At 65.3% G+C, this 20,595-nt stretch carries 20 protein-coding genes; 11 read left to right on the plus strand and 9 right to left on the minus strand.

Annotated features, from left to right (window positions below; all coding sequences use genetic code 11):
- Positions 1-73 precede the first annotated feature (73 nt).
- The gene (locus tag AC1DYU_RS14060) at positions 74-325 is read left to right on the plus strand and encodes a DUF3297 family protein (RefSeq protein ID WP_158482741.1); all 252 of its coding nucleotides are present in this window, start codon (positions 74-76) and stop codon (positions 323-325) included.
- 9 nt (positions 326-334) lie between these two features.
- Here the strand turns inward: AC1DYU_RS14060 and AC1DYU_RS14065 are convergent, their stop codons facing one another.
- Together AC1DYU_RS14065 and AC1DYU_RS14070 are read right to left on the minus strand one after the other, a co-directional pair.
- Positions 335-865: an N-acetyltransferase family protein gene (locus tag AC1DYU_RS14065; protein WP_476792161.1), complete on the minus strand. Its 531-nt coding sequence runs from the start codon at positions 863-865 to the stop codon at positions 335-337.
- A gap of 3 nt (positions 866-868) precedes the next feature.
- The gene (locus tag AC1DYU_RS14070) at positions 869-1,453 is read right to left on the minus strand and encodes a helix-turn-helix domain-containing protein (protein WP_476792162.1); all 585 of its coding nucleotides are present in this window, start codon (positions 1,451-1,453) and stop codon (positions 869-871) included.
- 232 nt (positions 1,454-1,685) lie between these two features.
- Here AC1DYU_RS14070 and AC1DYU_RS14075 point away from each other — a divergent pair, with 232 nt between their 5' ends.
- On the plus strand, positions 1,686-2,471 hold the full coding sequence (locus tag AC1DYU_RS14075; RefSeq protein ID WP_158482738.1) for a C40 family peptidase: 786 nt from the start codon (positions 1,686-1,688) through the stop codon (positions 2,469-2,471).
- A 54-nt stretch (positions 2,472-2,525) separates the two neighbouring features.
- Positions 2,526-4,331, plus strand: coding sequence for a translation elongation factor 4 (lepA, locus tag AC1DYU_RS14080; protein WP_158482737.1), 1,806 nt, complete (start codon positions 2,526-2,528; stop codon positions 4,329-4,331).
- Positions 4,332-4,483: 152 nt separating this feature from the next.
- Here lepA and AC1DYU_RS14085 read toward each other — a convergent pair whose 3' ends face one another.
- The 4 genes from AC1DYU_RS14085 to AC1DYU_RS14100 all read right to left on the minus strand — a co-directional run bounded on the left by AC1DYU_RS14085 (position 4,484) and on the right by AC1DYU_RS14100 (position 7,953).
- A complete protein-coding gene (locus AC1DYU_RS14085; protein WP_476792163.1) occupies positions 4,484-4,897 on the minus strand; it encodes a hypothetical protein in 414 nt (137 codons plus the stop codon).
- A gap of 17 nt (positions 4,898-4,914) precedes the next feature.
- The gene (locus AC1DYU_RS14090) at positions 4,915-5,979 is read right to left on the minus strand and encodes a hypothetical protein (protein ID WP_476792164.1); all 1,065 of its coding nucleotides are present in this window, start codon (positions 5,977-5,979) and stop codon (positions 4,915-4,917) included.
- A 405-nt stretch (positions 5,980-6,384) separates the two neighbouring features.
- Entirely contained in the window at positions 6,385-7,131 is a 747-nt protein-coding gene (locus AC1DYU_RS14095; protein ID WP_476792165.1) for an acetoacetate decarboxylase, read from the minus strand.
- Positions 7,132-7,170: 39 nt separating this feature from the next.
- Positions 7,171-7,953, minus strand: a complete 783-nt coding sequence (locus AC1DYU_RS14100) for a 3-hydroxybutyrate dehydrogenase (RefSeq protein ID WP_476792166.1) — start codon at positions 7,951-7,953, stop codon at positions 7,171-7,173.
- A gap of 211 nt (positions 7,954-8,164) precedes the next feature.
- Between AC1DYU_RS14100 and AC1DYU_RS14105 the strand changes: the two genes are divergently transcribed.
- Positions 8,165-9,331, plus strand: coding sequence for a patatin-like phospholipase family protein (locus AC1DYU_RS14105; RefSeq protein WP_476792167.1), 1,167 nt, complete (start codon positions 8,165-8,167; stop codon positions 9,329-9,331).
- A 22-nt stretch (positions 9,332-9,353) separates the two neighbouring features.
- On the opposite strand, the gene ggt is transcribed toward AC1DYU_RS14105, so the two are convergent.
- Complete coding sequence (gene ggt, locus AC1DYU_RS14110; RefSeq protein WP_476792403.1) at positions 9,354-10,916, minus strand: gamma-glutamyltransferase; 1,563 nt, start codon at positions 10,914-10,916, stop codon at positions 9,354-9,356.
- Positions 10,917-11,153: 237 nt separating this feature from the next.
- On the opposite strand from ggt, the gene AC1DYU_RS14115 reads away from it, so the two are divergent.
- Positions 11,154-12,080 (plus strand): NAD(P)H-dependent flavin oxidoreductase, encoded by a 927-nt coding sequence (locus AC1DYU_RS14115; RefSeq protein WP_476792168.1) that lies wholly within the window; start codon positions 11,154-11,156, stop codon positions 12,078-12,080.
- Positions 12,081-12,217: 137 nt separating this feature from the next.
- Here AC1DYU_RS14115 and AC1DYU_RS14120 read toward each other — a convergent pair whose 3' ends face one another.
- Together AC1DYU_RS14120 and AC1DYU_RS14125 are read right to left on the minus strand one after the other, a co-directional pair.
- Complete coding sequence (locus AC1DYU_RS14120) at positions 12,218-12,688, minus strand: hypothetical protein (protein ID WP_158482730.1); 471 nt, start codon at positions 12,686-12,688, stop codon at positions 12,218-12,220.
- A gap of 119 nt (positions 12,689-12,807) precedes the next feature.
- Positions 12,808-14,070 (minus strand): NAD(P)/FAD-dependent oxidoreductase, encoded by a 1,263-nt coding sequence (locus AC1DYU_RS14125; RefSeq protein WP_476792169.1) that lies wholly within the window; start codon positions 14,068-14,070, stop codon positions 12,808-12,810.
- Between the two features lie 135 nt (positions 14,071-14,205).
- On the opposite strand from AC1DYU_RS14125, the gene AC1DYU_RS14130 reads away from it, so the two are divergent.
- The 6 genes from AC1DYU_RS14130 (at position 14,206) to AC1DYU_RS14155 (ending at position 20,582) form a co-directional block, all read left to right on the plus strand.
- Positions 14,206-15,447 (plus strand): ABC transporter substrate-binding protein, encoded by a 1,242-nt coding sequence (locus tag AC1DYU_RS14130; RefSeq protein WP_476792170.1) that lies wholly within the window; start codon positions 14,206-14,208, stop codon positions 15,445-15,447.
- Between the two features lie 391 nt (positions 15,448-15,838).
- Positions 15,839-15,928, plus strand: a complete 90-nt coding sequence (gene kdpF / locus AC1DYU_RS14135) for a K(+)-transporting ATPase subunit F (protein WP_158482727.1) — start codon at positions 15,839-15,841, stop codon at positions 15,926-15,928.
- A gap of 32 nt (positions 15,929-15,960) precedes the next feature.
- On the plus strand, positions 15,961-17,664 hold the full coding sequence (gene kdpA / locus AC1DYU_RS14140; protein WP_476792171.1) for a potassium-transporting ATPase subunit KdpA: 1,704 nt from the start codon (positions 15,961-15,963) through the stop codon (positions 17,662-17,664).
- 15 nt (positions 17,665-17,679) lie between these two features.
- On the plus strand, positions 17,680-17,853 hold the full coding sequence (locus AC1DYU_RS14145) for a hypothetical protein (RefSeq protein ID WP_476792172.1): 174 nt from the start codon (positions 17,680-17,682) through the stop codon (positions 17,851-17,853).
- 41 nt (positions 17,854-17,894) lie between these two features.
- Positions 17,895-19,967, plus strand: coding sequence for a potassium-transporting ATPase subunit KdpB (gene kdpB / locus AC1DYU_RS14150; protein WP_476792173.1), 2,073 nt, complete (start codon positions 17,895-17,897; stop codon positions 19,965-19,967).
- Positions 19,968-19,979: 12 nt separating this feature from the next.
- Entirely contained in the window at positions 19,980-20,582 is a 603-nt protein-coding gene (locus tag AC1DYU_RS14155; protein ID WP_476792174.1) for a K(+)-transporting ATPase subunit C, read from the plus strand.
- The last annotated feature ends 13 nt before the right edge of the window (positions 20,583-20,595 follow it).

Consider the following 20,595-nt stretch of genomic DNA (forward strand, 5'->3'; position numbering starts at 1 on the left):
CCGCCGGATCGCGCTACCTGTGCCGCAACGCGGCCTGGCCGCCATCCGACACGCGATCCCCGAGGCTTCCGCCATGACCGACACCCTGCCCGACCGCCTCTCCTCCAACCCCAACAGCCCCTTCTATGACGAGGAACTGCTGGCGCGGGATATCGGCATCCGCTTCAAGGGCGTCGAGAAGACCAATGTCGAGGAATACTGCGTCAGCGAGGGCTGGGTGCGCCTCACCGCCGGCAACGCCAAGGACCGCTTCGGCAATCCGATGACGGTGAAGCTCAAGGGCGAGGTCGAGCCCTATTTCCGCCAGGCCGAGCCCGAGGCCTGACGGCCCGTCTCAGGCGAGCGACTTGTAGAAGAAGGTCGAGCCGCAGAAGCTGCCGTCCGGCAGAAGCGCGAACCGGGGAATCGTGCCGGCTTCCGTCCAGCCGAGCCGGTTGTAGAGCCGCCGCGCCGCACCACCCTCGTCGCTGTCGAGCACCAGAAGATCGCGCTTCGCCTTCCGGGCCTCGGCCTCTGCCGCCTGCATCAGCGCCTCGCCGATACCGCGTCGGCGCGCCCGCGAATGCACCAGCACCTTGGCAATCTCGGCCCGGTGCGGCTGATTGGGCTTGCCGATCAGTTGAAGCTGCGCCGTGCCGACGATCTCGCCGGCCAGGCGCGCGACCAGCAGGATCGTCCGGCCGGCACCGACCTCGCCTGCTACCCCGCTCCAGAAGCCGCGATAATCCTCCTGCGTGTTCCACGCCATGAAGCCGACCGAGGCGCCATGGGCGACGCAGTCGTTGAGTATCGCGACCAGCGCCGGGATGGCCTCCCGGGCGGCGTCCGGGCCGAGCGTTTCGATCAGGGGTTCATCCACCGGCATCATTCATCCTTCGAATGGCGCTCGGCCGGGTGCGGTCAGCACGACGGCATAGCGCGCGGGCAAACTGCCGGGGTTGTGGTAGGCGATGGGCCCGTCGAGCAGCATCTGCAGGCAGTCCCCCGCCGCCAGCGGGTGCTCGACGCCATCAAGCGTGACGATCATCTCGCCGGCGAGCACCCAGACCTGCTGGTCGAGCCGATGCGCGCTGCGGGCCGCGTCCAGCAGAACACGCGCGCCGGGCGGCATCTCGACATCGACGATCTCGATCCCCGAGCCGGTTCCCGCCGGCGAGACGTTGCGCCGGAGATAGCCGCTGGCCGGATCGGTCCAGACCGGCTGATCGGCGTGCCGCGCCAGGGGGCCGCCATGGTCCTCGTCGCGAAACAGCGCCGAGAGAAAGATCCCGAGCCCGGCGCAGATCCGGTCCAGAAGCGCTGCCGTCGGGCTCGATTCACCGCGTTCGACCCGCGAGATCATCGCGCGGCTGACGCCTGAGCGTTCGGCCAGCATGTCGAGCGTCAGGCTGCGGCTCTGGCGCAGCGCCTTGATGCGCGCGCCGAGCCGCCGGTCGAGTTCGATGTCGTCCACGATTTCCATGAATGGAGATATATTCCACTATATAAGAAAATCAACCGATTGGCCTTGACCTTTGCCGCCCGGTCTCACTGGTGCGGCGTGAACCCGGTTTTCACCACATTTCCAAGTCCTGGCGCCGCAACGGCTGGGTTTTCCGGAATGATCAGGAATTTGCGCTTTGATGAGCCCCAACGACGCCGCTGAAGGCGCGGGCCGCAAGGGAAGCGGCGGAGGGGAGGCGGTCATGAATCGCGGTCTCGAATTTCTGGGGCGGTCCGTCGTCGGGTTCATCACCCGCGGCAAGCCTGAGCCCGGCCCGGTCGATGCCAAGGCGCTGGCACGGCTCCAATCGGCACTGCAGCCCGGCGACGTCCTGCTGGTCGAAGGCAGCATGAAGGTCTCGGCCGCGATCAAGTATCTGACGCAGTCGACCTGGTCGCATGCTGCCCTCTATGTCGGCGAGACCGGGCAGTTCAGCGCGGAGGGCGAGCCGCTGGTGCTGGCCGAGGTCGAGATGGATGTCGGCTGCGTGCTCTCGCCCCTGTCGAAATACGGCGCCTTCGGCACCCGCATCTGCCGCCCCCAGGCGCTCGACCGCGAAGGCTGCGCCATCGTCGTCGACTATGTGCTGGACCGGCTCGGCACCCAGTACGACCTCAAGAACATCCTCGATCTGATGCGCTGGCTGATCCCGATTCCCTGGGCTCCCGCGAGTTGGCGCCGGCGCATGATCGCGCTGGGCTCGGGCGACCCGACGCGGGCGATCTGTTCGACCCTGATCGCGCAGGCCTTCGAGGCGGCGCGCTATCCCGTGCTGCCGACGGTCGAATATGCCCAGGCGATGGACGAAGAGGATTTCGAGGAAATCCTCCATATCCGGCATCATTCGCTCTACATGCCGCGCGATTTCGACATCTCGCCCTATTTCGCCGTGGTCAAGCCGACGCTGGAGAGCGGCTTCGACTATCGCGCCCTGACCTGGGCGCTGGAGCCGAACCTGGCGCAGCAGCAACTCGCCGCGGCGGAGTAGCCGCAAAAACCGCAAACGCTTGGCGCGATGCGGCAACGCTGCTATTGCGCGCCCATGAGCACGAAGACCTTCGACAACATCCGCAATTTCTCGATCGTGGCGCATATCGACCACGGCAAGTCGACGCTGGCCGACCGGCTGATCCAGACCACCGGCACGGTGGCGGCGCGCGACATGAGCGAGCAGATGCTCGACTCGATGGATATCGAGAAAGAGCGCGGCATCACCATCAAGGCGCAGACCGTCCGGCTCGATTATCGCGCCCAGGACGGCAAGGATTACATCCTGAACCTGATGGACACGCCCGGCCATGTCGACTTCGCCTATGAGGTCTCGCGCTCTCTGGCGGCCTGCGAGGGCTCGCTGCTGGTCGTCGACGCCTCGCAGGGCGTCGAGGCGCAGACGCTGGCGAACGTCTACCAGGCGCTCGATGCCGGCCACGAGATCGTCACCGTCCTCAACAAGATCGACCTGCCCGCCGCCGAGCCCGAGCGCATCAAGCAGCAGATCGAGGATGTCATCGGGCTCGATGCCTCGGAAGCCGTACCGATCTCGGCCAAGACCGGCATCAATATCGAGGGGGTGCTCGAAGCCATCGTCCACAAGCTGCCGGCGCCCAAGGGCGATCTCGAAGCACCACTGAAATGCCTGCTGGTCGATTCCTGGTATGATGCCTATCTCGGCGTCGTCGTGCTCGTGCGCGTCATCGACGGCGTGCTCAAGAAGAACATGACCATCCGCATGATGCGCGCCAACGCCGCCTATGGCGTCGATCGCGTCGGCGTGTTCAAGCCCAAGATGACCGAGGTGAAGGAACTAGGGCCAGGTGAGGTCGGCTTCTTCACGGCTTCAATCAAGGAGGTCGCCGATACCGCGGTGGGCGACACCATCACCGACGAGAAGCGCCAGACGCCGCAGGCCCTGCCGGGCTTCAAGCCGGTGCAGCCGGTCGTGTTCTGCGGCATCTTCCCGGTCGATGCGGCCGATTTCGAGGTGTTGCGCTCGGCGATGTCCCGCCTGCGCCTCAACGACGCCAGCTTCTCCTACGAGATGGAGACCTCGGCCGCGCTTGGCTTCGGCTTCCGCTGCGGTTTCCTCGGGCTCTTGCACCTGGAGATCATCCAGGAGCGGCTGGAGCGCGAGTTCAACCTCAACCTGATCTCGACCGCGCCGTCGGTGGTGTACCATCTCAACCTCCGCGACGGCACGGTACTGGAACTGCACAACCCCGCCGACATGCCCGACGTCATGAAGATCGAGACGATCGAGGAGCCCTGGATCAAGGCGACGATCTTCACGCCCGACGAGTATCTCGGCTCGGTTCTGAAGCTCTGCCAGGACCGGCGCGGCGTCCAGACCGACCTGTCCTATGTCGGCTCGCGCGCCAAGGTCATCTACGACCTGCCGCTGAACGAGGTCGTGTTCGATTTCTACGACCGGCTGAAGTCGATCTCGAAGGGCTACGCCTCCTTCGACTACGCCATCACCGATTACCGCGAGGGCGACCTCGTGCGCATGTCGATCCTGGTCAATGCCGAGCCGGTTGACGCGCTCTCGATGCTGGTCCACCGCTCGCGCGCCGACGCCCGCGGCCGCGCCATGTGCGAGAAGCTCAAGGATCTGATCCCGCCGCACATGTTCCAGATCCCGGTCCAGGCGGCGATCGGCGGCAAGATCATCGCCCGCGAGACGATCCGGGCGCTACGCAAGGACGTTACGGCCAAGTGCTATGGCGGCGACGCCTCGCGCAAGCGCAAGCTTCTGGACAAGCAGAAGGAAGGCAAGAAGAAGATGCGGCAGTTCGGCAAGGTCGAAATCCCGCAGGAAGCCTTCATCGCCGCCCTGAAGATGGATAGCTGAGCATCCCCGGAACTTGCCGGCTTGCTCAAGGCCGCCGGCCTTATTGAGGTGCCCCGTAGATTAGCATGGGGTCGTAGTCGATTGGGATATACTGCTTGAGTCCGGACCCTAGTTATCGTCTCGGATTGCTTGCCATGCAATATTTTTGCTGTTCAATCGATCGGAGGGGAAACGGTCTTCCCTTTCTTACGGTCGTGAAACTGTTCCGCGGCGAGACTATGCAAGATTTTGGAACTGATCGTAATTCCACCGCGCGACCAAATCACAGCCGTCCCGTCTTTCGCGACTTTTGCCTCGCCGAACACTTTCCGGTCTTGAAGCGCCGCGAATTCCGATCCGGGAGTAGCGATAGACAGTCGCAGATCGACAACGATGCGGCCACCGTCCCGTCGTTCTATGAAGAGTGTCGCTGGAGCGCGGGTTCGAACCTTCGCCAACAAAGGCGCGTTCAGCAGTTCTGGCTGATTTGATTGTTGCGGCGATTGCGCACGAGATCCGTCAGTCATCATTAAACTCGCCCCTGTTAGCGCCAAACGAAGAACGACTTTGGCCGATAAACGTTGCATCGGATGTCCAATTCTCGCTATGGCACCGCGACCGGCGCGAGCCTGGCGAGCGATGGCGAGAAGTCGCTTGGTGTGCATGGGGTTCCGCCAGCGCTGAACCACGTAGCAGCAGCTCGCTGCCAGGGCGTCGCGTATCTGGCACGCAGTTCATTGCCGGTCGCCATAATTTCCCCGGCGTCCGGGTCCGTAGCCACGCAGTAAGGCGTCGAAGGCGTCGTCACTTCGCATGCATGAGTGAAGCCGAGATCATGGCCAATCTCGTGAACGGCGGTATTAAATGGCTTCGTCTGATTTACGTACGTGCCTACGGGATCGGTTTTCAGATCGGCATCGTCCAGCAATCGAGAGTCGGACCGAAAAGACCCGCCGTTGCTTTGGCCGGCCTTGGCGACCCTAATTATCTGATGTGCTGCCCCGGGGTGTGAAATGACGCATTTCAAAATGCAGTGAAGATTCACACGACGTTTCCCTCCGCCAGGGTCACTTACTTCAAGCTCATGGAGTTTAGCTGGGGTGGAAAGCCAAATCCGTTCACTCCATGCGGACTCAACAGTCTTCTTGAATTTCGCGGTCCAGGCATTCCAATCATTGCCCCACTTGGAAGCGGTGAAGCTGGTGCCATCAGTGTCTGTAACAGGGCCGGCTGCGACCGGAATGAGCGCCACCTTCCATTCGAGAACAACCGACGCATTGTAATTCGGGCCGATGCCTTTCGTGTCGACATAGTAATTGAAAGTCATGCCGCGAATAGGCGGCCTGTTAAGCGTTTTCGCTTTACCCTTGATATCCAGCTTAAATCGATCCCAGACGTAATTGGTGTTGGTGTCGACAGCCGTAACTTCGGTTGAACCTTCATTCATTCCTACAATTTCGTACCAGGCTATTCCATTCGGGGCATCCTCGACGGCTTCTCGCTTCATAACGCGCGCCCTCGGATTGCTGGCGCGAACATCAATCCAGGATTGGGTATCCTTGAATCCAACGCGGATGGATGTACCAACCGAGATCAATTGATTCTGCCGTTTGATAGCCGGCGGCGCGGGTTGATGGGGATTTCCAGCAAACTTTACGAAATGTGGCATCGGCTGCTCCTGCCAACGATCGTCCAACAATCTGATTGCAACGCGCAAGCAATGCATCTGGACTGTTCGGGCCGCGCCGAGCGAGACACCAAGCGCGCAATAGAGAACAGGCGATGTGTTGCCAAACGTAGCGTCGCAAAATCGCTGCTACGTCATTCAGATGATGGATGCGCCTTCCAAAAGGACCGCTCGCGTGAAGGCGTGACACTGTCCGCTGGCGCGGGTCGGAACGGCACATGCGCCGCTATGGCGGGCTGGTGTTCGGGCGTGACTGGCGACCGTCCGCCTTGCACACGCTCCTTCGAATCGCGCCGTATGGCTGGGGGCCGTCGAGGCGAACTGCTGGCCTGTCAGCCCTCGTGCAGCGCGCTTGGGCAGCCATGCAGGCCCAGAAGCGCTACCCGCTCACTTCTCCATATAGTCGAAGATCTTCCGCCCGAAGGGCAGCGTCAGGTCGGCGATGAAGTGGTGTGCGCCCAGCACGCGGCGCACCGGCAGATCGGCGACCGGCGCGTTGACATGCGGCACCAGATGCAGCCGTCCCGGCCCGATCCAGGAGCCCTTCACCGTGACGTCGGTGAGGTTCAGCGCCACGAGCTGGCAGATTTCGGGCTCGCCGTCGACGCCGGGGATGATCTTCAAATTGACCTGGGTCTTGGTTAGGATCGCGGTCGTCTTGACGCCGTTGCCGGCCAGGCTCTCATGCTTGTAGCCCATCGTGCCCATGGCGACCTGCTGGCCGGCATATTCGAGCGTTCCGGTCAGCGTGTCCTTGACCAGTTCGAGCTTGGGATGGGCGTACTTTTTTGGAAAACCCCAGATCTCGCGGCCGGCCGAAATCGGCGGCTCGATGTCGAGATACATCTGCGAGACGAAGCTCACGTCCTCCTCGCCGAAGGTGCAGGGGATGACGATGCCGGTTTCGGTATAGCTGCCGAAACCGGAGGAGTCCGGCATCTTGATCCACTCGTAATGCACGATCGGCTGCGCCAGCGGCATCAGCGGCTCGGGCAGATGATGGCGGATCAGCTCCGGATCGGTCTCGTAGCTGATGATCATGTATTCGCGGTCGATGAAGCGGTAGGGGCCGGCCGGATAGCTGGGTCCGGCGAGCGGCATCGAGGGCAGGTCGAGGATCTGCTGACGGTTCATGAGGAGGCCTCCTGCCGGCTCGGTCCGCCGGCCTTTGTCTCAGTGCGCGGTCCAGCCGCCGTCGATCGGCAGGATGACGCCGGTGATCGACCTGGCGGCGTCGGAGGCGAGGAAGACCGCGAGCGCCGCAACCTCTTCGCTGGTGACGAACTGCTTGGTCGGCTGCGCGTCGAGCAGCACGTCGTTGATCACCTGCTCGCGGGTCAGCCCGCGGGCCGCCATCGTCTCGGGGATCTGCTTTTCGACAAGCGGCGTCCAGACATAGCCGGGGCAGATCGCGTTGGCTGTGACGCCGAAGGTCGCGGCTTCCAGCGCGACCGTCTTGGTCAGCCCGGCGATACCGTGCTTGGCCGCGACATAGGCCGACTTGAACGGCGAGGCGACGAGGGCATGCGCGCTGGCCGTGTTGATGATCCGGCCCCATTTGCGCGCCTTCATGCCCGGCAGCGCGGCGCGGATGGCGTGGAAGGCGGCCGAGAGGTTGATCGAGATGATCGCGTCCCATTTCTCGATCGGGAACTCCTCGATGGCTGCGACGAACTGGATGCCGGCATTGTTGACCAGGATGTCGACCGAGCCGAACTCACGCTCCGCCTCGGCGATCATCTCGGCGATGGCGCCGCCATGCGCCATGTCGGCGGGGGAATAGCGCGCCTCGACGCCGAAATCGGCGGCGATGCCGGCGCGTTCGGCCTCGATCGCGTCAGGCGCGCCGAAGCCGTTGATGACGATGTTGGCACCTTCAGCCGCATAGGCCCGGGCGATGGCGAGCCCGATCCCTGAGGTCGAGCCGGTGACGACGGCGGTCTTGCCCTTCAGCATAGTGCTCTCCCCCCGGACCGCGTTTGTGTGCGCCGCAAAAACCATGCCTCCTGCCGTGGAAGAGCAAGCTGACGCCGCGATGAAGCTTGTCTGACGGTGGGATGACAGCGCCATGCGGCGGCCTGCATCACATGGCCTGCGTCACACGGGTGTCACCTCGCAAAGCACAGCAATTGCCGCCCTAACGCGCTCAATTCCGGGATACTGCGCCATGAATGCTCCGTCATCCGCGTCCCTGTCCGGCGCCCGCTATCTCGGCTGGCGCCCCGAGCGCTGCGACCGCGTCGCGCTCGTGCTCCAGGGCGGTGGCGCGCTTGGTGCCTATCAGGCGGGCGTCTACCAGGCGCTGCACGAGGCCGATATCGAGCCCGACTGGGTCTCGGGCGTCTCGATCGGCGCGATCAACTCCGCCATCATCGCCGGCAACCCGCGCGAGCGCCGGCTGGAGCGGCTGCAGACGTTCTGGGACCGGATCACCGATCGCAAGGTCTGGTGGTTCACGCCGGAGGGCGACGTCTTCCGCCAGGCCCGCAACGCGACCTCATCCTTGATGACCACGATGCTGGGCCAACCCGGCTTCTTCGAGCCGCGGCGCACCAGCGCCTGGTTCGCACCTGCCGGCGCGACCGACGCGACCAGCTTCTACGACACCTCGCCGCTGCGCGAGACGCTGCTGGAACTCGTTGATTTCGATCTGATCAACAGCGGAGCGGTGCATTTTTCGGTTGGCGCGGTCAACGCGCTCTCGGGCAATTTCGTCTATTTCGACAACACCCAGGAAAAGATCGAGCCCGAGCACGTCATGGCCTCGGGCGCGCTGCCGCCGGCCTTCCCGACCGTGCAGATCGGCACCGAGCACTACTGGGATGGCGGTATCGTCTCCAACACCCCGCTGCAGCACCTGCTCGCCCAGGAGGACACGCTGAACTCGCTGATCTTCCAGGTCGATCTGTTCTCGTCACGCGGCCCGATGCCGCGCACGATGCAGGACGTGATGGGCCGCCACAAGGACATCATGTATTCCTCGCGCACGCGCCTCATGACGGACCTGTTTCAGACCCTGCAGGGCTGGAAGAAGAAGGCCCATCACGCGCTGACGCGGATTCCCGAGGACAGCCTGAGCGACGAGGACCGCGCCCTGCGCGACGAGCTGGCGCTGATCCCCGAACACACCATCCTGCAGCTGATCTACCAGCAGAAAACCTATGAGAGCCATGCCAAGGACCACGAATTCTCGCGCACCTCGATGAAGGAGCACTGGCACTCAGGCCATGAGGACACGCGCCAGACGCTGACGCGCCGGGACTGGCTGACGATCCCGCCGGACGGCGCGGGAATCGTCACCCACGACGTCCACCGGGACTTCGAGCGCCGATAGCGCCGGGCAGGCCCCGGACACCTCACCAGCCGAGCGCGCAGCCATCCTTGCGGTGGTCGGAGCCCGCCAGCAGCACGCCCCGCTCGTGGTCGATCGCGATCGCCTGCCCGCCGCCGATCGCGGCCGCTGGCGCCGTGAAGGAGAAGCCGCGGCGTTCGAGCTCGGCGCGAACGGCTGGCGGCACGGTGCCTTCCGCCTCGATCGCGGTCTGGCCGGGGCGCGGGAAGATACGCGGCAGCGAGATCGCGCTCTGCAAGTCGAGGCCGTAATCGACCAGCTTGCTGATCAGGTGAGCATGGCCCGTCGCCTGGTAGTGCCCGCCCATCACGCCGAAGGACAGGCAGACCTTGCCATCGCGCGTCATCATGCCTGGGATGATGGTGTGCAGCGGGCGCTTGCGTGGCGCGATCGCATTGGGATGGCCGGGCGTGAGCACGAAGCCCTGACCGCGATTGTGCAGCATGACGCCGCTCCTGGGTGCCAGCAATGCCGCACCATAGGGATGGAAGAGCGAATTGATGAAGCTGACCGCCATGCCGTCGCTGTCGACGACGCTGATATAGACCGTATCGGCGTGCTCGACCGCCGAAGCCGAAAACGACGGCAGCTCCGTGATCGCCTGCTTCAGGTCGATCTTGCTGCGCAGTTCCGCCGCCAGTTCCTCGGACAGGAGCCAGTTCAGCGGGACCTCGCTTTGGCTCGGATCGGCCAGCACCGCGTCGCGGACGGAATAGGCCAGCCGCGATGCCTCGATCTCGACATGCAGGCGGTCTGCCGAGAGCGGGTCGGCTCCCGGCTCGAAACCTGACAGGATGTTGAGGATCATCAGCGCGATCACGCCCTGGCCGGCCGGCGGGCACTCATACACCTCGTGGCCGCGGAAGCTGGTCTTGATCGGCGTGACATAGCCGCCCTTCGCCGCGCGAAAATCCTCCAGCGTATGCAGCCCGCCGAGCTCGCGCAGGCGGTCGACCATGTCCTGGGCGATCTCGCCCTCATAGAAGGCGGCGGGGCCGCGCTCGGCGATGGCCTGCAGCGTCGCCGCCAGCTCCGGCTGATGGTGGACCTCGCCCGCCAGCGGCGCCCGGCCGCCCGGCAGGAAAACACGGGCGGCGTGCGGATCCTTGGCCAGCAGCGCGGCCTGTCCGGCCCAATCGGCCGCGACGCGCGGCGACACCGCATAGCCGTCGCGAGCGAGCGCGATGGCCGGTTCCAGCAGCTTGGCGAGCGGCAGGCGGCCGTGGTCCTTGACCAGCGTCGCCCAGGCCTCGACGGAACCCGGCACGGTCACAGCATGGGGCGACTGGCGCGGAATCTCGGTGAAGCCATGCTCGCGATACCAGTCGACGGTTGCCGCAGCCGGCGCTCGGCCCGAGCCGTCATAGGCGATCACGGCGTCGCTGCCACCAGCCGCCAACAGCACAAAGCAGTCGCCGCCGATGCCGGTCGAGCCCGGCTCGACCACGCATTGCACGGCACAGGCCGCGACCGCCGCATCGATCGCATTGCCGCCCGCCTGCAGGATGGTGATGGCAGCCAGCGTCGCGGTGGGATGCGAGGTCGCGGCCATGCCGCGCCGGCCCATTACCACCGAGCGGCCGGGCTGCTCGAAATCACGCTGGTTGGGGGTGTTCACGTCGCTGCCTCCCGGGTCGACCGGCTTCAGATGGGTTCGGTCCTGCTCCGGACTCGCAAAGCCGGTGCCGTTTGGCAAGCGCGCCGGGCGCGTCCCGGCCCTGCGGCGGGTTCCACACAGACGCGCGCGCTGATACGAGCGATGCAACGACAAGAGCAAAGCATCCGTCTGAGGGAGATGAAGACCGTGCCACTACCTGCCTCGCTCGCCGGGCGCTTGCGCCTTCCCGCGATCGCCTCGCCGATGTTCCTGGTCTCGGGCCCCGATCTCGTGGTCGAGACCTGCAAGGCCGGCATGGTCGGCACCTTCCCGGCGCTGAACCAGCGCAGCAGCGAGGGCTATGCCGCCTGGCTCGACGAGATCGAAGGGCGTCTTGCCGGGGTTCCGGACGCCGCGCCCTTCGGCGTGAACCTGATCGTCCACCGCACCAATCCGCGCCTCGAGCAGGATCTGGCGATCACGGCCCAGCACAAGGTGCCCCTTGTCATTACCTCGCTCGGCGCGGTGCCCGACCTCGTCAAGGCGGTGCATGGCTATGGCGGCGTTGTCTTCCACGACGTCATCAGCCTGCGCCATGCGCAGAAGGCGGCCGAGGCCGGCGTCGACGGCATCATCGCGGTCGCCGCGGGCGCGGGCGGCCATGCCGGCATGATGAGCCCTTTCGCGCTGGTCGCGGAGATCAGGCGCTTCTTCAAGGGCACGATCGTGCTGGCAGGTGCGATCTCGAACGGAGCCCAGATCGCGGCGGCGCAGCTGATGGGGGCCGATCTCGCCTATCTCGGCACCCGCTTCATCGCGACGAGCGAAAGCCTGGCCGATCCCGCGTACAAGGACATGCTGCTGCGCACCCGCGCCGCCGACATCCTCTACACCCCGGCGATCAGTGGCGTGAACGCGAACTTCATGCGCGAGAGCATCGCGGCCGCCGGACTCGACCCCGACAACCTGACCTCCCATGGCAAGCTCGACATGGCCAGCGAAGCCAAGGTCTGGAAGACGATCTGGTCGGCAGGCCAGGGCGTGGGTTCAATCGAGGACGTGCCGAGCGTGGCCGAACTCGGGGCGCGGCTGGCCGGCGAATACGCGCAGGCGCGAGCGTCGTTGATAGCCTGACCATCGCCGTTTAACCGCGCCGTCATCCCGGACGCAGCGAAGCGGAGATCCGGGATCCATCGAAGGGCGCCGCGCTCTACGATGGATCCCGGGTCAAGCCCGGGATGACGATGGTGCCTAGAGCGTAAGGGTGTTGATTAGCTCTTCAGCTTGCTGTTGCACTGGCTCCAGTAGCCGCCGCCCTTCTCGATCCATTTCAGCTCGCCATTGGCATTCGAAGCCTTGTTGGCGTTGTATTGGTCGGCGCAGGTCTTCAGCCGCGCCCTGCCGGCCGACAGGTCCGAATACTTAGACGCGACCACCTTGGGGAACACGGCGGCCTTCGCCTTGCCCGGCGCGGCGGCGGGCTTGGCCGGAGCGCTGGCAGGCGTCACGGCCGGCGTCGCCGGCTCTGCCACGGCTGCTGCCGCCTCGTCATCGGCCGCATCGTCGTCGCCGCACTGCGCCTTGCGGAAATCGTTCCACTTCTGGCCCTTGAGCGTGTTGGCCTTCTTGGCGTCCTGATATTTGACGCTGCATTCCTTCATCGTCAGCGCGGCCGCAGGCGCCACCGGCAATACCGCCAGTGCGAAAAGGGATGCGGATGCAAGAATGACGTTTCTCAGCATGGTGTTCTCCATCGCAAGACTGCCTGCGCAAGGCTGCGTTCAGCCGAACTCATGGCACTCCCAATCCCCGGCCATGGCAAGCGGCATTTTCAAGGCAGGACGCGGGCGCTGGCGGCGCCTCAGGCCAGCGAGCGCAGATCGAAACCGGGGTCGCCGGCCTGCTCTCGTGTCGGCGACAGGCCCGCCGTGATCAGGCGCCGGCCCATCATATGGTCGGCCGGCCGGTTGATGCTCTCGATCGCGGTCAGCCGGTCGCCATCATAGCGAAACAGCGAGAACCGCCCCTCTTCCATCGATCCGCGCAGGATGGCGGGGCCGCTGCCGCTGGCGATGCCCACCATCTGCAGCTTGACCTCGTACTGGTCGGACCAGAACCACGGCACGGCCTTGTAAGGTTCGAGCTTGCCGGCGATGGCGTTGCCGGCGGCGCGGCCCTGGTCATGCGCGTTCTGGACGGAGCTCAGCCGCATCCGGCGCCGCGCGAAGACATTGGGATGGCTGGTGCAATCGCCCGCCGCGAAGATCTCAGGATCGGAGCTGCGGCAGAACTCGTCGACGACGATGCCGTCCTCGACGCTCAGCCCCGCCTCGGCCGCGAGTTCCGTATTGGGCACGGCGCCAACGGCCGCGAGCACGAGGTCGCAGGGCAGGCGCGAACCATCGGCGCAGACAACGGCCACGACCTTGCCCGCCTCGCCCTCGATCCGCTCGACCTTTGTCGCCAGCTTCACCGTGACGCCGCGCTCCTCATGGATGCGCTGGATGAAGGCGGAGATCTCCGGCGCGACCGCGTGGCCGATGAGGCGCGGGCCTGCCTCGACGACGCTCACCTGCTTGCCGAGCGTGACGGCCGCCGAGGCGACCTCGAGCCCGATGAAGCCACCGCCGATGATGACGATCGCCTGGGCGGCGGCGAGCCGCTTGCTCAAGGTGCGAGCCTCATCGAGCGAGCGCAGCGAGAGGACCCCGTCGAGTTCGGCGCCGGGGCAACGCAGCGCGGCAGCGCGCGCGCCGGTCGTCAGCGCCAGCGTTCCGAAGCCGATCTGGGAGCCGTCGTCGAGCAGCACCTGGCGTGCCTGCCGGTCCAGCGCGACGGCGCGCCGTCCCGCCATGAACGCGACCTCCGCCTCGACGTAGAACGACTCCGCCTTCAGCGGCAGGCTCGCCAGCCCGGCCTTGCCGAGCAGGAAGCCTTTCGACAGCGGCGGGCGCTGATAAGGCAGGTCGGCCTCCTCGCCGACGAGCGCGATGCGCCCGGCAAAGCCGGCCTCTCGTGCCGCCGCGATGACGCCGACGCCGGCATAGGAGGCGCCGATCACGACAAGATCGAAATCCGCGTCGCTTCGCGAAGTAGCGCCTGGGACGGTAAGGGTGGCCGGCATGATAGTGTCCATTTGGCGACGATGAGGTTTTGGCGAATGCGCCGGGTTGGGATTTCATCGATTATGACGCCCATATCAAGCGCGCCGGGATCGGGCGATGATGTCGGCGGACACGGGCGGGGGGATACCAGGCGAATGACGGCAGGCCGGGAGGGGCACGATTTCGCCGAAATACGGCAGCGGTCAGGCGTCAGCCGCCGTGGAGCGCTGAAGACGCTGGCTGCGGGTGCGCTCGGTACTGCGGTCGGCACAACGCTCGGCCAACCGGCATTGGCCCAATCCGGTCCGCTCAGGATCGGCATGATCGTGACCTATTCCGGTGCCTATGCCGATTACGGCCGGCAGATGGACAACGGCATGGCGCTCTGGCTCAGGCAGAACGGCGGCAAGGTCGGCGGACGCGCCGTCGAGATCATCAGGCGCGACACGGGCGGCTCGGCGCCGGACCTCGCCATCCGCTTCGTCCGCGAACTCGTCACCCGCGATGGCATCGATGTGATCATGGGGCTGGATTTCAGCCCCAACGCCATTGCTATCGGCCCCGTGCTGACGCAGGCCAAGATCCCCTGCATCATCCTCAATGCCAGCGCCTCGGTCATCCCCAGCCGCTCGCCCTATATCGCCCGCGTCTCCTTCACGGTCGGGCAGGTCAGCGCGCCGATGGGCACATGGGCGGGTCGGCAGGGGCTGCGGACCGCGATCACGGTCGTCTCCGACTATGCGCCGGGCGTCGATGCCGAGAAGGCCTTCGCCACGACCTTCGCTGCCGAGGGTGGCCGGGTGGTGAACGCGCTGCGCGTGCCGCTATCGGGCTTCGATCTCTCGGCCTATGTCCAGCGTGTCCGCGACGAGAAGCCCGATGCCGTGTTCTTCTTCTTCCCCTCGGGAGACCTGCCCAACAATTTCCTCAAGGCCGCCCGCGAGCGCGGATTGGCTGAGGCCGGCATCAAGTTGCTCGCGACCGGTGAGGCGATGGACGACAGCTACATGCAGGCGGCGGGCGAGGCTGGCCTCGGGCTCATCACCACCCACCATTATTCGAGCGCCCACGACTCCGCGCTGAACCGCAGGTTCATCGCGGGCTACAAAGCCGAGCATGGCGACTATCCCGCGAACTACATGGCGATGACCGCCTATGACGGTCTCGCCGTGCTCGATGCGGGCCTTGCCAGGAGCGGCGGCAGGACCGATGGCGATGCGCTGATCGAGGCCCTGAAAGGGCTGGCGATCGAGAGTCCGCGCGGGCCGATCGAGATCGGCGCGGAGAAGCGCGACATCATCCAGGCCGTCTATGTCCGGCGCACCGAGCGTGTCGGCGGCAAGCTCGCCTGCATCGAATTCGACAAATTCGAGCGCGTCCTCGATCCGCACTCCTGAGGGATTGGGGATCAACTCCCCGCGGGGTCGGGTTGCGGTCTCCGCCCGTCCGACTGCCGCCAAGGCGTCCGCTGAGCCATATCGTCGGCGGCAATCCCGCATTTTCCTATAGCTTTTTTATTTCTTTCCCATGCGGCCTCTCTCGAACCCCTATGCGGTTCGGCGCCATATCACGGTCCTGTCCCGGCTTGGCGCGCGGTGTCTGCTTACCGAGCCGGGAAGCATCCCGCCGGTGCCGGCGATGACGGCCGTGTTCTGCAATCGCCCTCTGCCGCATGCAAGGAATTCATCTCATGGACATCGTTCTACTCGGGGCGGGCATCGCATTTTTTGGCGTTTCGTTCGCCTATATCAAATTTTGTTCCAGTATCTAGCAGATTGGAAGCGTCAAATGCTGTTCGAATACATCCTTGGCGGTGCGGTGACTGTGTTTCTCCTCACTTACCTGACCTACGCCCTCGTTCGCCCCGAACGGTTCTGACCGCGGGGCGTAATGCCCGGAAAGCCCCAGCCATGACTCTCAACGGATGGATCCAGATCCTCGTCTTCTGCGGGATCGTCATTCTGCTCGTCAAACCGCTCGGCGGTTTCATGACGCGCGTCTTTAATGGCGAGCGCACGCTGCTCTCACCCGTTCTCGGGCCTGTCGAGCGCGCGCTCTATCGCCTCGCCGGCACAAGTGAGCGCGAGGATCAGCACTGGACCACCTATGCGGCCGGCATGCTGCTCTTCAACCTGGCCGGCTTCCTCGTGCTGTATCTCCTGATGCGCCTGCAGGATGTGTTGCCGCTGAACCCGCAGGGCATGGCGGCGGTCGGTCCCGAATTGGCTTTCAACACCTCTGCCAGCTTCGTCACCAACACCAACTGGCAGAACTACGGCGGCGAGAGCACGATGTCCTACCTGACCCAGATGGTCGGGCTGACCGTGCAGAATTTCCTCTCGGCCGCCACCGGCATCGCGATCGCGGTCGCCCTGATCCGCGGGTTCGCCAGGGCCTCAGCCAAGTCGATCGGCAATTTCTGGGTCGATATGACCCGCAGCACCCTCTACGTGCTGCTGCCGCTCTGCATCGTCCTGACCCTGGTCTATGTCGCGCTCGGCGTGCCGCAGACGCTCGGGGCCTATGTCGAGGCCACCACGCTCGAAGGCGCGAAGCAGAGCATCGCTGTCGGCCCCGTCGCCTCACAGCTCGCGATCAAGATGCTCGGCACCAATGGCGGCGGCTTCTTCAACGCCAATTCTGCTCATCCCTTCGAGAACCCCGACGCGATCGTCAACCTGATCCAGATGGTTTCGATCTTCGCCATCGGCGCGGCGATGACCAATGTCTTCGGCCGCTTGGTCGGCAATCAGCGCCAGGGCTGGGCGATCCTGTCCACGATGGGCGTGCTGTTCCTGGCCGGCGTCGCAATCTGCTACTGGGCCGAGGCCGCCGGCAACCCGCTCGTTCACGCGCTCGGTCTCGAGGGCGGCAACATGGAGGGCAAGGAGGTCCGCTTCGGCATCTCGCTCTCGGCGCTGTTTGCGGTCATCACCACCGCTGCATCCTGCGGCGCGGTCAACGCCATGCATGGCAGCTTCACCGCGCTGGGCGGCCTGATTCCGCTGATCAACATGGAGCTCGGCGAGATTATCGTCGGCGGCGTCGGCGCCGGCTTCTACGGCATCCTGCTCTTCGTCGTGCTCGCCGTCTTCGTCGCCGGCCTGATGGTCGGCCGGACGCCGGAATATCTCGGCAAGAAGATCGAGGCCAAGGAGGTCAAGATGGCGGTTCTGGCCATCCTCTGCCTGCCGGCGGTGATGCTGATCTTCACTGCCGTCGCCGTCGTCCTGCCGAGCGCGGTCGCCTCGATCGGCAACTCCGGCCCGCACGGGTTTTCCGAGATCCTCTACGCTTACACCTCGGCGGCGGCGAACAACGGCTCGGCCTTCGGCGGCCTGTCGGGCAACACGCCCTGGTTCAACATCACCATCGGCATCGCGGTGCTGATCGGGCGCTTCATGATCATCATCCCGGCCCTGGCGATGGCGGGTTCGCTGGTGACGAAGAAGACCGTGGCCGCCTCGGCGGGCACCTTTCCGACCGACGGTCCGCTCTTCGTGGGCCTGCTTGCCGGCGTGATCCTGATCGTCGGCGGGCTGACCTTCTTCCCCGCGCTCGCTGTCGGGCCGATCGTCGAGCATCTCGCGATGCTCTTGGGGCAGACCTTCTGACCTGACGGTGCGCTCATGACCGACCTGTCGCGCCGATCTCGCCGACACATCGTCCCTCGCGCCGCGCTTTTGGCGCGAGGGGCGGCAAAGCCACCGAGAGCATCAAGCCTCATCTGCGGGATGATGATCGTGATGCTCCTCCTCGCGATGTTCGCCAAGGCGCTCACCCATCTGCTCGCGGCGACCTGACGCTCGCGTCGCCCTCACAAGTTCACGCTGGAGTCTCTCTCATGAGCCAGTCCAAATCCGCGAGCATCCTGGACACTCGCATCCTCGTTCCCGCGCTGGGCGATGCCGTCCGCAAGCTCGATCCGCGCAGCCTCGCCCGCAACCCGGTGATGTTCGTCGTCGCCGTTGTCTCGGCGCTGACCACCGTCCTGTTCCTGAAGGATCTCGCAACGGGCGGAGCCAGCCTCGGCTTCTCCTTCCAGATTGTCATCTGGCTCTGGTTCACCGTGCTCTTCGCCAATTTCGCCGAGGCGGTCGCGGAAGGGCGCGGCAAGGCGCAGGCGGAGTCGCTGCGGCGCACCCGCACCGAAACCCAGGCCAAGCTTCTGTCCGGCGACGACCGCGCGAAATTCAAGCTGGTGCCCGGCAACAGCCTGAAGGTCGGCGACGTCGTCATCGTCGAGGCGGGCGACATCATCCCGTCCGACGGCGAGGTCGTCGAGGGCGTCGCTTCGGTCAATGAAGCGGCGATCACGGGTGAGTCCGCGCCGGTGATCCGCGAATCGGGCGGCGACCGTTCGGCCGTGACCGGCGGCACGCAGGTGCTGTCCGACTGGATCCGCGTCCGCATCACCGCCGCGGCGGGTTCGACTTTCATCGATCGGATGATCGCGCTGGTCGAGGGCGCCGAGCGCCAGAAGACCCCCAACGAGATCGCGCTCAACATCCTGCTCGCGGGCATGACGCTGATCTTCGTGCTCGCGACGGCGACGATCCCGAGCTTCGCCTCCTATGCCGGCGGCTACATTCCGGTGATCGTGCTCGTCGCGCTGTTCGTCACCCTGATCCCGACCACAATCGGCGCGCTGCTTTCGGCCATCGGCATCGCCGGCATGGACCGTCTCGTGCGCTTCAATGTGCTTGCCATGTCGGGCCGCGCCGTCGAGGCCGCCGGCGACGTCGACACGCTGCTGCTCGACAAGACCGGCACGATCACGCTCGGCAACCGTCAGGCGACCGAGTTCCGCCCGGTCCGGGGCGTGAGCGAGAAGGACCTGGCCGATGCGGCACAGCTCGCCTCGCTCGCCGACGAGACGCCTGAGGGCCGCTCGATCGTCGTGCTGGCGAAGGAGAAATACGGCATTCGCGCCCGCGACATGGCGAGCCTGCATGCCAATTTCGTTCCCTTCACGGCCCAGAGCCGGATGAGCGGCGTCGATGCCGAGGGTTCGTCCATCCGCAAGGGCGCGGTCGATGCCGTGCTCAAGCATGTCGATCTGGGCACGGTCGCGACGGGCAGCCCGCGGGCCAGCGGCGAGACCGCCCGCGAGATCCAGGCGATCGCCGACGAGATCGCCAAGGCCGGCGGCACCCCGCTCGCCGTCGTGAAGGATGGCCGCCTGCTCGGCGTCGTCCACCTCAAGGACATCGTCAAGGGCGGCATCAAGGAGCGCTTTGCCGAGCTGCGCCGCATGGGTATCCGCACGGTGATGATCACCGGCGACAACCCGATGACCGCGGCCGCGATCGCGGCCGAAGCCGGCGTCGACGATTTCCTCGCCCAGGCCACGCCCGAGAACAAGCTCTCGCTGATCCGCGAGGAACAGGCCAAGGGCAAGCTCGTCGCGATGTGCGGCGACGGCACCAACGACGCTCCCGCGCTCGCCCAGGCCGATGTCGGCGTCGCCATGAACACCGGCACGGTCGCGGCGCGCGAGGCCGGCAACATGATCGATCTCGACAGCGATCCGACCAAGCTGGTGGAGATCGTCGAGATCGGCAAGCAGCTCCTGATGACGCGCGGCGCGCTGACGACCTTCTCGATCGCCAACGATGTCGCCAAGTACTTCGCCATCATCCCGGCGATGTTCCTCGCCTTCTATCCCCAGCTCGGCGCGCTCAACATCATGGGACTGCAGACGCCGCAGAGCGCCATCCTCTCTGCGATCATCTTCAACGCGCTGATCATCGTCGCGCTGATCCCGCTCTCGCTGAAGGGCGTCAAATACCGGCCCGTCGGCGCCGGCGCGCTGCTCAGCCGCAACCTGCTCGTCTACGGGCTCGGCGGCATCATCGTTCCCTTCGTCGGCATCAAGGCCATCGACATGGCCATCAGCGCCATGGGCCTCGTGTAAAGGATCCAACTCATGCTCAAGCAAATCCGCCCCGCGATCGTCATGATCGTCGCTCTTACCATCATCACCGGCCTGGCCTATCCGCTCGGCATGACCGGCCTGGCCCAGGCGCTGTTTCCACGCCAGGCTGCCGGCAGCCTGATCGAGAAGGACGGCAAGATCATCGGCTCCTCGCTGATCGGCCAGAACTTCACGAGCGAGCGCTATTTCCACGGCCGCCCCTCGGCGACCTCGGCCGCCGATCCGGCCGATGCCTCGAAGACGGTCGATGCGCCCTACAACGCCGCGAACTCCGTCGGCTCCAATCTGGGGCCGACGAGCCAGAAGCTGATCGACCGGATCAAGGGCGATGTCGCGACGCTGAAGGAGAGCAATCCCAATGCGCCGGTCCCGATGGACCTCGTGACGACCTCGGGCAGCGGTCTCGATCCGCATATCACCCCGGAGGCGGCCTATTTCCAGGTGGCGCGGGTGGCCAAGGCGCGCGGCCTCGACGAAGCCTCCGTCAAGGCGTTGGTGGACAATGGCGTCGAGGCGCGCAAGCTCGGCCTGCTGGGCGAGCCCGTGGTCAACGTGCTCACGCTGAACCTCGCGCTGGATCGCAGCGCCCGCTAACAATCGGCCGCCG

The organism is Allobosea sp. P2_B12 (assembly GCF_056404835.1).

Excerpts from the sequence above, each read along its gene's own strand:
- AC1DYU_RS14075 (WP_158482738.1), top strand. The coding sequence starts at position 1,686 with ATGAATCGCGGTCTCGAATTTCTGGGGCGGTCCGTCGTCGGGTTCATC.
- kdpA (WP_476792171.1), top strand. The coding sequence starts at position 15,961 with ATGACTCTCAACGGATGGATCCAGATCCTCGTCTTCTGCGGGATCGTC.
- AC1DYU_RS14130 (WP_476792170.1), top strand. The coding sequence starts at position 14,206 with ATGACGGCAGGCCGGGAGGGGCACGATTTCGCCGAAATACGGCAGCGG.
- AC1DYU_RS14100 (WP_476792166.1), bottom strand. The coding sequence starts at position 7,953 with ATGCTGAAGGGCAAGACCGCCGTCGTCACCGGCTCGACCTCAGGGATC.
- AC1DYU_RS14105 (WP_476792167.1), top strand. The coding sequence starts at position 8,165 with ATGAATGCTCCGTCATCCGCGTCCCTGTCCGGCGCCCGCTATCTCGGC.
- AC1DYU_RS14060 (WP_158482741.1), top strand. The coding sequence starts at position 74 with ATGACCGACACCCTGCCCGACCGCCTCTCCTCCAACCCCAACAGCCCC.
- AC1DYU_RS14120 (WP_158482730.1), bottom strand. The coding sequence starts at position 12,688 with ATGCTGAGAAACGTCATTCTTGCATCCGCATCCCTTTTCGCACTGGCG.
- AC1DYU_RS14085 (WP_476792163.1), bottom strand. The coding sequence starts at position 4,897 with ATGCAACGTTTATCGGCCAAAGTCGTTCTTCGTTTGGCGCTAACAGGG.
- AC1DYU_RS14090 (WP_476792164.1), bottom strand. The coding sequence starts at position 5,979 with ATGCCACATTTCGTAAAGTTTGCTGGAAATCCCCATCAACCCGCGCCG.
- AC1DYU_RS14145 (WP_476792172.1), top strand. The coding sequence starts at position 17,680 with ATGACCGACCTGTCGCGCCGATCTCGCCGACACATCGTCCCTCGCGCC.
- lepA (WP_158482737.1), top strand. The coding sequence starts at position 2,526 with ATGAGCACGAAGACCTTCGACAACATCCGCAATTTCTCGATCGTGGCG.
- kdpB (WP_476792173.1), top strand. The coding sequence starts at position 17,895 with ATGAGCCAGTCCAAATCCGCGAGCATCCTGGACACTCGCATCCTCGTT.
- AC1DYU_RS14155 (WP_476792174.1), top strand. The coding sequence starts at position 19,980 with ATGCTCAAGCAAATCCGCCCCGCGATCGTCATGATCGTCGCTCTTACC.
- AC1DYU_RS14125 (WP_476792169.1), bottom strand. The coding sequence starts at position 14,070 with ATGCCGGCCACCCTTACCGTCCCAGGCGCTACTTCGCGAAGCGACGCG.
- AC1DYU_RS14095 (WP_476792165.1), bottom strand. The coding sequence starts at position 7,131 with ATGAACCGTCAGCAGATCCTCGACCTGCCCTCGATGCCGCTCGCCGGA.
- kdpF (WP_158482727.1), top strand. The coding sequence starts at position 15,839 with ATGCTGTTCGAATACATCCTTGGCGGTGCGGTGACTGTGTTTCTCCTC.
- AC1DYU_RS14065 (WP_476792161.1), bottom strand. The coding sequence starts at position 865 with ATGCCGGTGGATGAACCCCTGATCGAAACGCTCGGCCCGGACGCCGCC.
- ggt (WP_476792403.1), bottom strand. The coding sequence starts at position 10,916 with ATGGGCCGGCGCGGCATGGCCGCGACCTCGCATCCCACCGCGACGCTG.